Annotated in this window: 17 protein-coding genes; 7 read left to right on the plus strand and 10 right to left on the minus strand. The window is 65.1% G+C overall.

Going from position 1 to position 15,014, the window contains the following annotated elements:
- Positions 1 to 194: 194 nt before the first annotated feature.
- The 3 genes from I6F28_RS08995 to I6F28_RS09005 all read left to right on the plus strand — a co-directional run bounded on the left by I6F28_RS08995 (position 195) and on the right by I6F28_RS09005 (position 2,980).
- Complete coding sequence (locus I6F28_RS08995) at positions 195 to 1,196, plus strand: Tim44 domain-containing protein (RefSeq protein WP_225139738.1); 1,002 nt, start codon at positions 195 to 197, stop codon at positions 1,194 to 1,196.
- A 144-nt stretch (positions 1,197 to 1,340) separates the two neighbouring features.
- Entirely contained in the window at positions 1,341 to 2,021 is a 681-nt protein-coding gene (locus I6F28_RS09000) for a lectin (RefSeq protein ID WP_225139739.1), read from the plus strand.
- A gap of 251 nt (positions 2,022 to 2,272) precedes the next feature.
- Positions 2,273 to 2,980 carry a glutathione S-transferase gene (locus tag I6F28_RS09005; RefSeq protein ID WP_225139740.1) on the plus strand — a complete coding sequence of 236 codons (708 nt, stop codon included), beginning with the start codon at positions 2,273 to 2,275 and terminating at the stop codon, positions 2,978 to 2,980.
- A gap of 22 nt (positions 2,981 to 3,002) precedes the next feature.
- On the opposite strand, the gene I6F28_RS09010 is transcribed toward I6F28_RS09005, so the two are convergent.
- The 3 genes from I6F28_RS09010 to I6F28_RS09020 all read right to left on the minus strand — a co-directional run bounded on the left by I6F28_RS09010 (position 3,003) and on the right by I6F28_RS09020 (position 4,716).
- Positions 3,003 to 3,677, minus strand: coding sequence for a methyltransferase family protein (locus tag I6F28_RS09010; RefSeq protein ID WP_036027901.1), 675 nt, complete (start codon positions 3,675 to 3,677; stop codon positions 3,003 to 3,005).
- Positions 3,678 to 3,793: 116 nt separating this feature from the next.
- The gene (locus tag I6F28_RS09015; protein WP_167361693.1) at positions 3,794 to 3,967 is read right to left on the minus strand and encodes a hypothetical protein; all 174 of its coding nucleotides are present in this window, start codon (positions 3,965 to 3,967) and stop codon (positions 3,794 to 3,796) included.
- Positions 3,968 to 4,242: 275 nt separating this feature from the next.
- Positions 4,243 to 4,716, minus strand: coding sequence for a hypothetical protein (locus I6F28_RS09020; RefSeq protein WP_036013057.1), 474 nt, complete (start codon positions 4,714 to 4,716; stop codon positions 4,243 to 4,245).
- A 212-nt stretch (positions 4,717 to 4,928) separates the two neighbouring features.
- Here I6F28_RS09020 and I6F28_RS09025 point away from each other — a divergent pair, with 212 nt between their 5' ends.
- Positions 4,929 to 6,584 (plus strand): fumarate hydratase, encoded by a 1,656-nt coding sequence (locus I6F28_RS09025; RefSeq protein WP_225139741.1) that lies wholly within the window; start codon positions 4,929 to 4,931, stop codon positions 6,582 to 6,584.
- A gap of 196 nt (positions 6,585 to 6,780) precedes the next feature.
- Here I6F28_RS09025 and I6F28_RS09030 read toward each other — a convergent pair whose 3' ends face one another.
- The 5 genes from I6F28_RS09030 to I6F28_RS09050 form a co-directional block, all read right to left on the minus strand.
- Complete coding sequence (locus tag I6F28_RS09030) at positions 6,781 to 7,701, minus strand: SH3 domain-containing protein (protein WP_225139742.1); 921 nt, start codon at positions 7,699 to 7,701, stop codon at positions 6,781 to 6,783.
- Positions 7,702 to 7,717: 16 nt separating this feature from the next.
- Positions 7,718 to 8,014 (minus strand): hypothetical protein, encoded by a 297-nt coding sequence (locus tag I6F28_RS09035; protein ID WP_036013050.1) that lies wholly within the window; start codon positions 8,012 to 8,014, stop codon positions 7,718 to 7,720.
- Between the two features lie 105 nt (positions 8,015 to 8,119).
- The gene (locus tag I6F28_RS09040) at positions 8,120 to 8,674 is read right to left on the minus strand and encodes an inner membrane-spanning protein YciB (RefSeq protein WP_157280912.1); all 555 of its coding nucleotides are present in this window, start codon (positions 8,672 to 8,674) and stop codon (positions 8,120 to 8,122) included.
- Positions 8,675 to 8,894: 220 nt separating this feature from the next.
- Positions 8,895 to 9,158 carry a hypothetical protein gene (locus I6F28_RS09045; protein ID WP_036043814.1) on the minus strand — a complete coding sequence of 88 codons (264 nt, stop codon included), beginning with the start codon at positions 9,156 to 9,158 and terminating at the stop codon, positions 8,895 to 8,897.
- 75 nt (positions 9,159 to 9,233) lie between these two features.
- Complete coding sequence (locus I6F28_RS09050; protein ID WP_225139743.1) at positions 9,234 to 10,631, minus strand: carotenoid oxygenase family protein; 1,398 nt, start codon at positions 10,629 to 10,631, stop codon at positions 9,234 to 9,236.
- Positions 10,632 to 10,737: 106 nt separating this feature from the next.
- Between I6F28_RS09050 and I6F28_RS09055 the strand changes: the two genes are divergently transcribed.
- Both I6F28_RS09055 and I6F28_RS09060 read left to right on the plus strand, forming a co-directional pair.
- Positions 10,738 to 11,469 (plus strand): TetR/AcrR family transcriptional regulator, encoded by a 732-nt coding sequence (locus I6F28_RS09055; protein ID WP_225139744.1) that lies wholly within the window; start codon positions 10,738 to 10,740, stop codon positions 11,467 to 11,469.
- 47 nt (positions 11,470 to 11,516) lie between these two features.
- Positions 11,517 to 12,149 carry a DUF6321 domain-containing protein gene (locus tag I6F28_RS09060; RefSeq protein WP_225139745.1) on the plus strand — a complete coding sequence of 211 codons (633 nt, stop codon included), beginning with the start codon at positions 11,517 to 11,519 and terminating at the stop codon, positions 12,147 to 12,149.
- Here I6F28_RS09060 and I6F28_RS09065 read toward each other — a convergent pair.
- Positions 12,146 to 12,751, minus strand: a complete 606-nt coding sequence (locus tag I6F28_RS09065) for a hypothetical protein (protein ID WP_036013042.1) — start codon at positions 12,749 to 12,751, stop codon at positions 12,146 to 12,148. The genes I6F28_RS09060 and I6F28_RS09065 overlap by 4 nt on opposite strands.
- Before the next feature lie 162 nt (positions 12,752 to 12,913).
- Between I6F28_RS09065 and I6F28_RS09070 the strand changes: the two genes are divergently transcribed.
- Positions 12,914 to 13,477: an SET domain-containing protein gene (locus I6F28_RS09070; RefSeq protein ID WP_109145723.1), complete on the plus strand. Its 564-nt coding sequence runs from the start codon at positions 12,914 to 12,916 to the stop codon at positions 13,475 to 13,477.
- Between the two features lie 1,123 nt (positions 13,478 to 14,600).
- Here the strand turns inward: I6F28_RS09070 and I6F28_RS09075 are convergent.
- Positions 14,601 to 14,999: a hypothetical protein gene (locus I6F28_RS09075; RefSeq protein ID WP_109143195.1), complete on the minus strand. Its 399-nt coding sequence runs from the start codon at positions 14,997 to 14,999 to the stop codon at positions 14,601 to 14,603.
- Between the last annotated feature and the right edge of the window lie 15 nt (positions 15,000 to 15,014).

Genomic DNA, 15,014 nt, shown 5'->3' on the forward strand with positions numbered 1-15,014 from the left:
CAGCTCGGCTCGCGGACCCGGGGAAAAGCGGAAATCGGGTCGTAAACCCGGCGGTAAGCATCCTCCAATGGTTCCCGTAAAACCCCTGTCATATATGGGCTTTTGCCACATCCCCGCGACTGAGGGCCGCAGCCGCAAGTTCCGAAACCGGCTTCACTTTTCGGGAAGTCTGACCATCTTAGGGGCACGTCCCCATGCCGGGGATTTGGGAAACGCACATGACTTTCTCGCTTCGCTCCCGGAAATTCTTCAACACGATCGCCGTCGTGCTGGCGCTTGCGCTGCCGACCGCGCTGACGATCTCGTCGGCCGACGCCCGCGCGGGTGGCGGCATGTCGTCCGGTTCGCGCGGTACGCGCTCCTATTCGGCGCCGCCGTCGACCACGACCGCACCCGGCTCGGCCTCGCAGTTCAACCGCACCTACACCCAGCCGGGCGCAGGCATGAACTCGGCCGCGACCGCGCCGGCGCGCGGCGGCCTGTTTGGCCGCGCCGGCGGCTTCATGGGCGGCCTTGCGGCCGGCTTCCTCGGCGCCGGCCTGCTCGGCATGCTGTTCGGTGGCGGCCTGTTCGGCGGCCTCGGCGGCCTGTCCTCGATCATCGGCCTGATCATCCAGATCGCGCTGGTGGTGCTCGTGGTCCGGCTGGCAATGTCCTGGTGGCAGCGCCGTCACACTCCGCGGGCGGCTTACGCCAATGCTGAGGCCGGCGCAGCGCCCGGACCGCAGACGAACTATCGCAGCGGTCTCGGTGGCGGCCTCGGTGGCTTCGGCTTCGGCGCCAACAACGCGCCGCTCGAGATCAAGCCGGACGACTATGAGGCGTTCGAGCGCCTGCTCGGCGACGTCCAGGCCGCCTGGTCGAACGAGGACGTGGCCAAGCTGCACACGCTCGCGACGCCGGAAATGGTCTCCTATTTCGAGCAGGACCTCGCCCAGAACCGCGCCCGCAACGTGGTCAACAAGGTCACGGAAGTGAAGCTGTTGCAGGGCGACCTCGCGGAAGCCTGGCGCGAAGGCGAGACCGACTATGCCACGGTGGCGCTGCGCTTCGCGCTCACCGACAAGACGGTGGATCGCAACACCGGCGCAATCGTCGCCGGCAGCGAGCAGCCGGGCGAGGCGACCGAGATCTGGACCTTCGCCCGCCGGCCGGGCACAGGCTGGGAATTGTCAGCGATTCAGCAGACCAACTGATCGCGGACGAGATGAGGAACCAGGGCGTCGTGCTTCGGCACGGCGCCCTTTTCTTTTGGGCCTCTCGCAGCACGGCATCGGAATAAGCGGGGGCGCCTCGGGTTGAAGTCAGGCGGCGAACAAAAACAACGTTGGGAGGACAGGATGATCCGTATCGAGAAATCCATGACGATTTCCGGTGTTGCGCTGGCCATGGTCTTGCTTGCTGCCCCATCGGCGCAAGCGCAGTCGGCCGACATGACCTTCTTCGTGACCTCCAACGGCCCCGGCAAGGGCGCCGATCTCGGCGGCCTCGAAGGAGCCGACGCGCAATGCCAGAAGCTTGCACAAGCCGCCGGGGCCGGCACCAAGACCTGGCGCGCCTATCTCTCGACGCAGGCCGCCGACGGCAAGCCGGCCGTCAACGCCAAGGATCGCATCGGCAAGGGGCCGTGGCAGAACGCCAAGGGCACGGTGATCGCCAAGGACGTCGCCGAGCTGCACGGCGCAACGAACAATCTCACCAAGCAGACCGCGCTCAGCGAAAAGGGCGAGGTCATCAATGGTGCCGGCGACCAGCCGAACCGGCACGACATCCTCACGGGATCGCAACCGGACGGCACCGCGTTTGCCGGGCCGGACGATCGCACCTGCAAGAACTGGACGTCGAGCACGCAAGGCGCTGCGATGGTCGGCCATTTCGATCGCCGGGGTCTGCGCGACGACGAGCCCTCGAAATCCTGGAATAGCTCTCACCCCTCGCGCGGGCCCGACGGCGGCTGCTCGCAGGCCGATTTGAAGACCACCGGCGGCGACGGGCTGCTGTACTGCTTCGCGGCGAATTGAGACGCTGAGTTCTCTCCACCGTCGGAGCTCTCTCCATTCGTCATCGCGAGGAGCTCTTGCGACGAAGCAATCCAGAGTGTCTCCGCGGAGGCATTTCTGGATTGCTTCCGCCTTCGCCAAGCCTTCGGCGGACAAGTCGCTTGCGCTCGCAATGACGGCGTATGTTGAACCGCCGTTCCGCCTCACGCTGACGGAACCTTCAGCCACGTGCTACATTGGTCCGATCGCCTCCACGCTGACGGACCTCCCCCATGAAATACGAGCTCTACTACTGGCCCGAGATCCAGGGCCGCGGCGAATATGTGCGGCTGGCGCTGGAGGAGGCGGGCGCCGCTTACGTCGATGTCGCGCGCGGTCCGCGCGGATCGGCTGTGATGATGAAGATGATGGACGCGCAGAAGGGCACGCCGCCTTTTGCGCCGCCGTTCCTGAAAGCGGGCAAGCTCGTCATCGGCCAGACCGCCAACATCCTGCTCTATCTCGGCTCCCGCCATGGGCTTGCGCCGAAGACGGAAGCCGGCAGGCTCTGGGTGCACCAGCTTCAGCTCACGATCACCGACTTCGTCGTCGAGATCCACGACACCCATCATCCGCTCGGGCCCTCGCTCTATTATGAGGATCAGAAGGCGCCGGCGAAGAAGCGCACGGCCGACTTCTGGGACGAGCGCGTGCCGAAATATCTCGGCTATTTCGAGCGGCTCCTCGCCGGGAGCGGCGGCATTTACGTGACGGGCCGGCGCCTGACCTATGTCGACCTCTCGCTGTTCCAGCTCGTCGATGGGCTGCGTTATGCTTTCCCCAAGCGCATGAAGGCGTTCGAGAAGGATGTCCCGGGCCTCGTCGGCCTGCACGACCGCATCGCCGCACGGCCCAACATCCAGGCCTATCTCGCAAGCGAGCGCCGCATTCCCTTCAACGAGCAGGGCATCTTCCGCCGCTATCGCGAGCTGGACCGATAGCGACTTCGTGCAGTTGGCGCGTTCACCAGACGCCGGGGATGAGGCGATGGCGCACCCGCGCCGTGTAATCGGTGTAACCGGGCAGACCCTCGCGCAGCGTGCGCTCCTCGATCGGGATGCGGACCGCGAGCAAGGCGAGGAGGAGCGGCATCATCGCAAGTCCCCACCACGATCCCAGCAGCAACGGCACGCCGGTGAAGAACAGGATCATGCCGCTGTACATGGGATGGCGGACATAGGCATAGGGTCCGGTCGAGATCACGTGCTGCGCGCGCTCGGCTTGCAGCTTCACCACGGGCGCGGCGAACGAGTTCTCGCGGAACACCCACATGGTGAACAGTGTCGAGCCCAGGAACAGCCCGAGTCCGAGCACCTGCAACGCCGTCGACATGTCAGAGGATCGAACACGCCGGTCGAGCCCCATCAGGACAAGCCAGGCCAGGATGGCAACGATGAACAGCGCCATGAACATCTTGTCGGCGGCGGGCTGATCCTTTTGAAGCACCGGCCGCAGGCGTTCGGCGAGCAGCGCCGGATCGGTCCGGTAGAGCCACCAGCCGCAGAGTGGGCCGAGCAGGGCGGAGGTTGCGAGGAAGGCCCAGGCCGACGGCCAATGCAGCGTCCCCGCGCACGCGAACAGCAGCGCGCCCATGCCGACGACGAACACGGTGTTCCGCAATAGCAGCCGTGCGAACATGCGCAGGTCCCGAGTGAACGGCGCATGATCCTGGTGCAGCTATCCGGCAAAGATGCGGCCGGACACGCCAAAAGCCCGATCGACCGGATCGGGCGCTTCGGTCTCGGGACGCCTGATCAGGCGAGCTGATCGATCCGCGTGCCCTGACCCGGCGGCAGCGGCGCCGGCGGCTGCGGCTTGAAGGTCGGATTCTCGTCCTTGACCTTTGTCTGATCGTCCTGCGGCTTGGTCGTGTCGTAGTTCGGAACCACGATCGCGATCGGCGGGGGCGCAACGGTAGAAACCTTCATCCGCAAATCCTCACACATGGAAACAATCAAGCCTGCCCTGCGAGGAGCGAAATTTCCTTCAAGCCAATCGTTAAAATGTGAGGGAATTGGCGCGGTGGGATAGGTCGTCTTCGCTTCATCCACGCGGTGCGAGTACGAACACAGATATCTCCCCGTCATTGCGGGGACCCTTGCGACGAAGCAATCCAGACTCTCTCCGCGGCGACAGACTTGATTGTTTCGCTGCGCTCGCAACGACGGAGTACGTGGCGACCCGTCGCGGCCCAACTGCGCCCCTATTCGTCCTTGCCGCGCGTGATGGCGATGGACGCCTCTGTCTTGGTGCGGGTGCATTCCATGTTGAGCCGGCGGTAGCGCATGGTGACCTTGTCGCCGCGGAGTAGACCCATCCGCTTCAGGCAGCGCGTCGCGCCCGTCGTGGTGTCGTCCTTGGTCACGGTGAAGACGATCGCCGCCATCGAGCCGACCAGCGCGTAGAATTCCGGCTTCGGCTTGCGATCGCCCTTGGCGTAGAGCTCGATGGAATATTTGTCGCCGCGGCAACCCACGGACAGCTCCTTGGCCGCCGGGTGCGTCAGGTAAACGACATTGGCGGCGCGAAAATTCACCTTGAGGCGATCGACCTGGCTCGCCAGCTCCTTGGCGCTGTCGTCGCAGCGATCGGCGCGGGCAGGCGAAGCGAGAGCCACAAGGCCGGTGAAGGCGGCGGCGACCAGGATCGCGCCGCGGACGTTCAGTTTCAATGTCATGATGAAAAGCCCCTTAGGGCACGCATTCAAGCGTCGGCGGACGCGAATCGCAAGGGTGGGCAGAGGCATTTCCACGAGCTGTGCCAATGCCTTCCCGTGCCGAACCTACCCCTCCCATGCGCACCGCTCCCTTTCTTTTCTGGCTAGAATGCGCTTAGAACGCTTCTATGCTGAGAGGCCCGCCACGGCCCCAAAACCCCGAGATTTGCCCCATGAACGCTCCCACCGCCTTCCCCGACCAGTCCAAGCCCGTTCCGCCCTACAAGCACACCCCGCTGTTCCCGCTGGGCAAGGACGAGACGCCCTACAAGAAGATTTCGTCCGAGGGCGTCAGGGTCGAGAAGGTGCTCGGCAAGGACATGCTGGTGGTGTCGCGCGAGGCGCTGCGGGCGCTGTCGGAGGCGGCCTTTGGCGACATCAACCACTATCTGCGCCCCGGCCATCTGAAGCAGCTCCGCGCGATCCTGGAGGACGGCGAGGCGAGCCCGAACGACAAGTTCGTCGCGCTGGACTTCCTCAAGAACGCCAATATCGCGGCCGGCGGCGTGCTGCCGATGTGCCAGGACACCGGCACCGCCATCATCATGGGCAAGAAGGGCTGCAACGTCATCACCGACGGTGACGACGAGGCGGCGCTGTCCGAAGGCGCGCGTGACGCCTACCTGCGCCGCAATTTACGCTACTCGCAGGTCGCGCCGCTCTCGATGTACGAGGAGAAGAACACCGCCAACAACATGCCGGCGCAGTGCGAGATCTACGCCGAGGGTGACGACGCCTACAAGTTCATGTTCATGGCCAAGGGCGGCGGCTCCGCCAACAAGAGCTTCCTGTTCCAGGCCACGCCCTCGGTGCTGACCAAGGACCGGCTGCTGGCGTTCCTGAAGGAAAAGATCCTCACCCTCGGCACCGCCGCGTGCCCGCCTTATCACCTCGCCATCGTGATCGGCGGTACCTCGGCCGAGCTGTGCATGAAGACGGTGAAGCTTGCCTCCGCCCGCTATCTCGATGCGTTGCCGACGCACGGCTCGCCCGACGGCAACGCCTTCCGCGACGTCGAGATGGAGAAGGAAATCCACAAGATGACGCAGTCACTCGGCGTCGGGGCGCAGTTCGGCGGCAAGTATTTCTGCCACGACGTGCGGGTGATCCGCATGCCGCGCCACGGCGCCTCGCTGCCGATCGGGCTTGGCGTGTCCTGCTCGGCCGACCGCCAGGTGCTCGGCAAGATCACCAGGGACGGCGTCTATCTCGAGGAGCTCGAGCACAATCCCGCGCAATACCTGCCGCAGGTCGAGCAGTCGCTCGGCGGTGAGGTCGTCAAGATCGACCTCAACCAGCCGATGAAGGACATTCTGGCGACCTTCTCGAAATATCCGATCAAGACTCGCGTCTCGATGACCGGCACCATGATCGTCGCGCGCGACAGCGCGCATGCCAAGCTGCGCGAGCGGCTGGAGAAGGGCGAGCCGCTGCCGGACTATTTCAAGAACCATCCGGTCTATTATGCCGGCCCCGCCAAGACGCCCGAGGGCTACGCCTCCGGCGCGTTCGGTCCGACCACCGCGGGCCGCATGGATTCCTTCGTCGACCAGTTCCAGGCCGCCGGCGGCTCGATGGTGATGGTCGCCAAGGGCAACCGCGCCCCTAGCGTGCGGGAGGCCTGCAAGAAATACGGCGGCTTCTATCTCGGCTCCATCGGCGGCGCCGCGGCGAACCTCGCCGAGCACTGCATCAAGAAGGTCGAGGTGCTCGAATATCCCGAGCTCGGCATGGAAGCGATCTGGCGCATCGAGGTCGTCGATTTTCCGGCGTTCATCATCATCGACGACAAGGGCAACGACTTCTTCAAGGAGTTGAATTTGGGCTAGTTGCTTCACCCGCACGCGCGCGGGGGAAGATGCTCGTGCCGTAACAATGATCGTCATGCCCGGGCTTGTCCCGCCTGCGCGGCCGAAGCCGCTTCGGCGAGGCGAAGGCCCGGGCATCCACGTTCTTAGTGCCGCAAAGAAGCCGTGGATGGCTGAACAACAAGCCCGGCCATGACGAAGCCAATGCTTCAGCGCCTCAACTGCAATTCGTGACCTGGTTGGAGCACAGCGCGCGCCACCAGCCGCGGACGCCGTCGTGGCTCTCGACCAGACCCCAGAGCCCACTGCAGGCGAAGATGCGCTTCGGGCCGCCGTCGGTGTCGAGCGGCCCGCCGAGCTCGCGCTGGGCCGGCATCCATTTGGCATCGATGAAGGGCGCCTGAAACAGCCCGCCCATGCGCGTGGCGCCATTGGCATAGTTCGCGCCGACCTTGTTCGAGGCGACCCAGCCGCGCCCGGCATAGGGCCTCGGCGCGCTGCGCGGATATCGCGTCTCGTCCTCATAGTCCTTGCCCGGCGGCCTCGCGTCTTCGATCAGGAACCAGCCGTCCCTGAAGCCGATGATGCGGAATTCGGTCAGCCAGCCGCCCTCGGGCGTGTTCTCGGCGCCGCCGAGCCTCAGCCGGTAGGGCGGCGGCAATGTGCCAAGCACGCGCGCCTTGATCGACGGCTCGGCGCGCACGTTGAGGCCGCTGGAATCCTTGTCGATGGACCAGGCGCCGAGATCGCAGGGCTCGGTGCCAGCAGGCAGCTTTGCGCGCTTGGCGGCGAGCTCGGCGTGCATCCCGGCGAAATCATTGTCGTCGTTATCAGGGGCCGGCCCGGTGCGCGGCTTCAGCTCGGCTGACGTCGCCCGCGTCGCGTCCGCAGTCAGCGTGACGACCAGAACCTGGCGCGCCGCAAAGACGCTCCCCGGTGTCTTCGGATCGTTCGATGTCGCGGGATAGACCGCGAGATAACCGGTCGACCCCTCGGTTCGATAAGCGGTGCCGGCAACATAGCCTGCCGGCACCAGAGCGAGCGCGCTCGCGCGCCACGCCGGTTCGCTGTCACCTGCGCGCGCGGCCTGTGCTACGGCAGACAGGACTGCCGCCGCGATGAGGAGGAGCGCACGCATCGGTGCAGCGCGCGGTTTACGCCCGCGCGCCCGTGAAGGGGAAGCTGCCCATCGGGCCGATGCCCATCTCGCCGCTGATGCTGTCGCCGGAGACCGTGCCGGTGAATTCGAGCGTGAGCGGCATCGGCTTGTCGATCGAGACCTTCCAGGAGACGTTGTCGCCGGAGACGGTGCCGTCGAAGATCTCGGTGGTATTGCCTTCCGCGCCCTGCGTGCCCGTGAGCGTGCCGCCCGCAGCCTTCAGGCTCAGCGTCGCCTGGCGCTCGCCCATCGGCGTCGTCATGGTCAGATTCCAGTTGCCGTCTACGGCCATTCCCGTCTCCCGAACAGATTGCGGCGGTCCGCGACGATCCGCGGCCGTCCCTAGCCGAGCCTATAGCCCAACTCGCAGCTCCTGCCTAACGCTCCGGTAGGGCATTTAGGCGCGGGCAGCGGCACGTCGGCGGTTGGTTACGATCAGCCGCAGAACGAAGTACTGCACGGCAAAAGCCAGGATCTTGGCGCCGCCTGCGACCACCATAAGATAGAACGCCCAGAGCTTCAGATCGCCGGTGGCGGCGACTGCCATCATGCCGGCGCCGATCACGAACATCAGCGCCGCCCAGGCATAGCCCGCGATGGTGACATATTCCGGGACGGTCTCGACGATGACGGGCGGCATGTAGCGCAGCATCCAGCCGCGCTTGAGCATGATCGCGCCGATCGCGAAATGTGCGATCGAGGGTTTTGCCAGCATGAAGCGCGGATCATTGGTCAGCAGCGTGATACCGCCGAGCACGATGACCAGAGCGAGGCTCGCATAGGTCATGTAGTGGAGCGGCTGTCCCTTGAGGCGCGCATAGACCACTTGCACGATCGCGCCAGCAATCGCCACCGCCGTTGCGAGGATCACGTTGTCGGTGAGGAGATAGACGGCCAGGAAGATGATAACGGAGAGGAGGTCGGAGGCGAGGCGGGCGAATACGTCCTTCATCGTCATTCCTGTTTCGCGGTCGTGGGCAGGGCGCAGACTGCCGCACCCTACTTGATCCGGCGATGCCCGGCATATCACTTTGTGAAGACAACCGCGTACGAGATAGCGCATGGCAGCCCCCGACCAGAATGCCAGGCCGGGACCAGCAGCGCGGGATTCGGAACCGCAACAAGCAGAGCGCGATGCGCGAGACAGGGAGCCGCGCCGGACCGCCCGTCTCTTACAATGTCAAGACGACGTAAACGACCTCCAGAAAATGAAGTGCTGCAACGAGCTGGCTGGTCATCTCGTCGACCAACCCCGTCCAGGGCAGGCGCGACACCATCGGGAGTGCGGCCGCGAGTAGAAGGCCGGCAGCGAGCAGGACGCCGCCTTCGAAGAACGTGAGGCTCCGCCGGCGCAGCCGTATCGCCAAGCATGCAAGTACGGCGCCGGCCGGGGCGATGACAGCGGTGGAATACGCGGTGATCGAGAGCATGTGCATCGGGCTTTCTTTGACCACGCAATATCCACGTGGGTTCCGGGATTGCCACCTCCTCGCGCCCCCATTGACGAGGGGCTACGCCGCGCCGACCCAATTGCCGTGGAAGCCGTCGGGGACGCGGTGGCCGAGCTGCACCAAGGCCGCGGGGCCGGCCTCGATGTCGGTGGCATTGAACACGGCGAGATCGCTGCGGTTCTCGCGTGCGCGCCAGACCACAGCGAGCAGCCAGCCGTCGCCTTCGGCAGCATCCCTGGATCGCTCGACGAAAACAGGCTCGGAGATGGTGTCGCCGGCCGGCAGCAGGTATTGGCCGAGCCGCGTGCCGTTGCCGTCGACATGGACGATGCCTGCGAGCGCGCCGAACATCGGCAATTTCGGATTGGCACAGGCGTACCAGCCGTGACGGCTCTTCAGGCCGGCGCGGCGATCGTCGATGCGCGGGAATTCCCCAGTGAGATCGTCGAGATACGTTTGCTGGAAGCGGTCGGTATTGCCTGCGAGATCGAAAGTCCATCGGCAATGGCGGGCGCGCGACTTCTCGGGATCGGTGGGGCGGCCATCCGGATGCGGAAACAGCGGCGCTTCCTCGAACTGCATGACGTCGGCGACGATGCGGCTCCCGTCCTCCCACGCATTCATGACATGGAAGACGTAGCAGGCTTCGGCACGAAACCAGACGATGTCCTTGGCCGTGCCGCTGCGCTTCATCACGCCGACATAGGCACCCTTGTCCGGCTCCCAGGCATAGGGCGGCTTTCCGCTCATCGCGCGCTCCATGCTGCCCGTGATCGGCAGGATCGGAAACAGCACATGGTTCGCGGTGACGATGAAGTCGTGCACCATGCTGGCATAGGGCGCCTCAAACCGCTCGAACCGCGTCGCCTTGCCTGTTGCGTCGATCGATCCGTAGGAGAGGGCCGGCGTCAGCGGGCCCGCCGCGCTGTAGCCGAAGAACACCAGTTCGCCGGTGACGGGATCGATCTTGGGATGCGCGGTGAAACTGCCGGCGACGCGGCCCTGGTAGTTGTGATAGCCGCGCGTCGCCAGCGTGCCCGGCTCGATCTCCGTCGGCAGGTGCGCTTCTTCCAGCGCCAGCAGCTTGCCGGCGTGGAAGATGATGTTGGTGTTGGCGACGCCGCCATCGGTCAGGTTTGCCGGCGCATCCGGCAGCTTGCGGCCGAAGCCGCCGAACAGCGCGCGGCCGGCGTCGTGCTCGGCGAGCCATTTCGGCGTGCGGACCCAGCGGTTGCGGTAGCTGGCGCGCCCGTTCTCGAGATGGAAGGCGTGCAGCATCCCATCGCCGACGAACCAGTGCGCGCCGGGCGAGTCGAACTGCGGATTGGGGCCGTTGCGATAGAGCGTGCCGTTCAGCTCGCGCGGCAATTCGCCGACGATCCTCAGGAAGGGCGCGTCGGCCTCGAATGGGATCGGCGCGATATTGTTGCTGCGCTCGGCCATGGCGTCGTGCTGCACGGCGAATCCTCCCTTATCTTTACATCGTAAAGATTGAGTAGACCCGATCGCAGCTTTCGTCAAGCGAAATCTTTACACTGTCAATATTGCGTCATATAGCTTGCAAATGGCCAAGACAGACACCAAGGGCGACGCGGCGCGCAGCCCGCGTGCCCTAAGAAAAACCACCTCGACCGCGGCATCGCGCGCCTCGCGGCGCGCCAGAACCGCCAAGACCGAGACGCCGTATCATCACGGCGCGCTCCGCGAGGCGCTGCTCCAGGCCGCCGAACGGGTGCTGGAGCGCGACGGGCTCGCTGGCCTGACGTTGCGCGCGGTGGCGCGCGAGGCCGGCGTCTCGCATGCCGCTCCCACCCATCATTTCGGCGACCTGACGGGCCTGCTCAGCGAGCTCGCGGCCGTCGGCTTCCGCCAGTTCAACGCGGTCATGAACGCTTCGTGCGATGCCGCCACCACGCCGCTCGAAGCCGCGCTGGCGCGGCCGAAAGCCTACATCGCCTATGCGCAGGCCCATCCTGGCATGTACGGCATCATGTTCCGCACCGAGCGGCTGGATTATTCGAGGCCGTCGCTGCACGAGGCGGCCGAGGCATCCTTCGCGGGCCTTACCAATGCGATCGGCATGATGCGGCAGGAGCAGATCAGCGGCGACGCGCTGACGCTGAACCAGGGCGCCGCGATCGCGCGAGCCTGGTCGCTGGTTCACGGCTTCACCATGCTGCTGCTCGACGGACGGCTGAAGGACATTCTCGCGCGGCTGCCGGAGGGAACGACGGCCGAGCGGCTGCTCGAGACGATGCTGACCGCTCCAGTGACCGGTAAGCTGCCCGGCTCCTGATCACCAGGTGTGACGCAACTCTTGCTTTATTCAAGCGTTGATGCGCCATGGCAAAGGCATCGCGCTCTCCCTGGAAACGTGCCAACCCCCGTAAACGCGCGGGTAAGGCATCCAAGCATCTCAGTCCTGCACAGAAATCGGCGGCGAAGGCACGCGCCCGCCGCGCCGGGCGACGCTATCCCAACCTCGTGGACAACATGCGCGTGGCAGCGAAGAAGACCTCCAAGAGGAAGACGCCTTCCAAGTCGAAATCCTCCAAGGCAAAGTCTGCGAAGAAATCTGTCAGGAAAACCGGCAAGCGTAACGCAAAGAAGACCTTAAAGTCCTCGCGCAAGCGCGTCGCCTCCGCGCGCGAAAAGGATCCGCGGGGCGGGCTGACAGCAGCTGGCAGAAAGGCTTTCGCCCGCAAGCAGGGTTCCCATCTGCGACCAGGCGTCACCAAGAAACAATCCGAGATGACCCCGCAGGAAATGCGCCGGAAGGGAAGCTGGGCGGTTCGCTTCTACGGCCGCGCCAAAGTGCCACCGCTGGTCGATGCCAAGGGTCAGCCGACCCGGCACGCATTGTCGGCACATGCCTGGGGCGAGCCTGTTCCGAGGACGGTGGCAGCGGCCAGGCGCATTGCCGCGAAGGGCGAGCGCCTGCTGGCGCGCTACCGCCGCATCAAGGACAATGCCTAGCGCATTGTCGCGAGCTCGACGGCGCGGCCGCGTGTGCCGATGATCTTGACCTCGTCCTTGCCGCAAGCGAAGCCGCGGGCGAGATCGTCGGCGGCCTTGCGTGCGAGCTCGTTCGCGTTCGGGTTGGCGATCGCGTCGACATAGGCGACGTGGCAGACCGGGCCCGGCGGCAGCCGGGTCACCACCAGCATGGCCTTGGTGTTCGGCCGCCCCTGCTTGTCGGGATCGGAATTGTCGGCGATGTGCCAGCGCTGGATGATCGCGAACGGCCTTGCGCCGTCAGCGCGCCACTCGATGGTCGTCTCCGACGAATTGAACGGGGCGAACCAGACTTTTGCCGCCGGTTCCTCAGCTGCTGCCTTGCGGTTGCGTCCGACCGCGACGATCTCGCGAAGGTCGTCCTCGGCGATCAGCACGATCAGGCCGTCCTTGCCCGGACAAACCCGCGTGCTGCTGCCGTCGAGCGCGCCGGGCTTGCCGATCTGCCGGCAATCTTTTGGTGCCGTCGAGGTGTAGCTGCTGCCCAGGGATTGGGCGTCGGCGCTGTTCAGGCCGATGCAAGCCATCAGGACGGCCAAGCCAATAGTAGTGATACGGTTCATGTGAGGCTTTGATGGACTGGGAACTTCGTTCCATCAGACGTCTTGATTGTGGGCAAGGTTCAAACAGGGTTGGGATATACCTGACAGAAGCGCGGAATCGTTCTACAAGAGCGGCTTCGCTTGGGCTCCTCCTGCCTCGTTCGCGTTCTCATTTTCTCGATCATGCCAGCCACCTCGAACAAACCTTATCGCGTCGGCCGCTCCAAGACCGGGCTCGGCCTCTTCGCCACCAAGCCGATCAAGAAGGGGACCCGGATCATCCGCTATTTCGGACCGATTCTGGACTCGCGGATTCCCGAGCACGACGAGATCGAGAACAAATATCTGTTCGAGCTCAACGGGCGCTGGACCATCGACGGCTCGGTGCGCAAGAACCTCGCCCGCTACATCAACCATTCCTGCCGGCCCAACGCCGAGTCCGACGTCCGCCCGCGCGAGCGCAAGGTGTTCATCCGCGCCATCAGGAACATCGAGCCGGGCGACGAGATCAATTACGATTACGGCACCGACTATTTCAAAGCCTATCTGAAGCCGATCGGTTGCAAGTGCGACTCCTGCGAGAAGAAGCGCAAGAAGCTGCGCGCCGAGGCGAGGGCGGAAGCCGCCAAGGTGAAGGCGCGGGCCGAACGTAAGGCGCAGAAGGCGGGCGGGAAAACCACCGCTGCGAAAAAGAAGAAGCTGAACGGTAAGCACTTCCCCGGCAAGGTCGGCCGCGCCAAGGCGTAGCCTCGCGCGGCGGCCGCCGGCTTTCACGAGTCCCCCTGATTGATCCTCAGGCTGCCGGCTGAAATGCAGCGGAGTCTCCACGCACTGCGTCATTGCGAGCGAAAGCGACTTGTCCGCCGAAGCCTTGGCGAACGCGGAAGCAATCCAGAATCCCACCGCGGAAAGACTCTGGATTGCTTCGCTGCGCTCGCAATGACGCTGTTGATACAGCGCGCTCAGATGTCTGACCGTCACCCTGAGGCGGCCGCCTCTTCGGCGGCCCTCGAAGGGCGACGGCCCGCTTGCATCGGGGTCGTTCATACTTCGAGGCTCGCTGCGCGAGCGCCTCTGGCCCCGTAGGATGAATTGAGCCCTTGCGAAACCTATCGCTTTTCCGCGCCGCTCGCCGTACTGGCTGCCTACCGGCGAGGCGTCGGGCAAAACACCCAAAATCTGTCAATCTCGTCGCACAGAAATATATTGCTTTTCCGAATTTCGGATTTATGGCATACGTCCGCCATCCCGGTCCTGCCAGAGGGGCGCTTCGCGATCGTCACGAGATGCGGGCCGGGGTGCGGTGGACGCGGTAGCGCCGGCGCGATTTGCCTGAGGGCAGGGCGGGCAACCGTGAGTCTCAGGCGATGCGCATACGACACGGCGCGGTCAACGCGACTTGGTTGATGGTCTGGGGTGCGCACACTAAGCCCCGGGCGCCGAGGCCAAATCGTCCGCGGACGGAGAAGTCGTGTGGTCCTGACGCCCGGGGTCTGTGCGTCAAGCCTTGCGGTGATGCGGCGGCCCGACCGGGTGCGCGCATCAGAAGCCGCAAGTCGACGGGGGCAATAGTGCAACGCTCCCCGAGGAGAGCACGAAGGACACCGTTAAAACCATCCGCGCAGGGAAGGCCGGGCGACCGGCATCACCTGTAGTCCACCCCGTGTGCATTTCCTTGTACACGGACTCGGGTGCCGCCGGCGCCCGGCCTTCCCTGCGCCCTCCGGCAACCGAAGGGCGCAAGCAACGAAGCAAAGCTCGGGCGAAATCCGCCGCGAGAACGCGAGGTCATGCATGCATCCGGGTACGATCCGATATGACGAAGCTTTCGCGTTCCCCGATTTTGCGCCGCGGAGCTGGCACGCCAGGATCACGCCGCCACGGCGCGCCCGCTCTTCTTCAAGCCCACATATTGCAGCTCGGCGAACACGCCGGTGGCGATGGCTTGCGCGACGACCATGAGCTGGCCGGCGAGGTTCGGCGACACCGCGCCCGAGAGCAGCAGCGCGATGCTGCCGACGGTCCAGGCGGCGTTGCCGATCACGACCAGCAGCACCAGCGATTTCGCGACCGTGGCCCGCGAGGCGAGCCAGCCGACCAGGGCGGTGTAGGCGATCAGGAACAGGCCGCTCTCGCGCAGCAGCGCTTCGGGCAGGTTGAACAGCGCAGCGAAAGCGCTCGCGCCGAAGGTGAAGCCGAGCGCGGCGACGCCGCTGAAGACGGCGTCGGCGAAGAGGGCGCGGCGCAGGAAGGTGGATGCATCGATCATCTCAGGTCTCCTTGG

The sequence above is a fragment of the Bradyrhizobium sp. NBAIM14 genome (genome assembly GCF_020193895.1).
Lineage (GTDB): Bacteria > Pseudomonadota > Alphaproteobacteria > Rhizobiales > Xanthobacteraceae > Bradyrhizobium > Bradyrhizobium yuanmingense.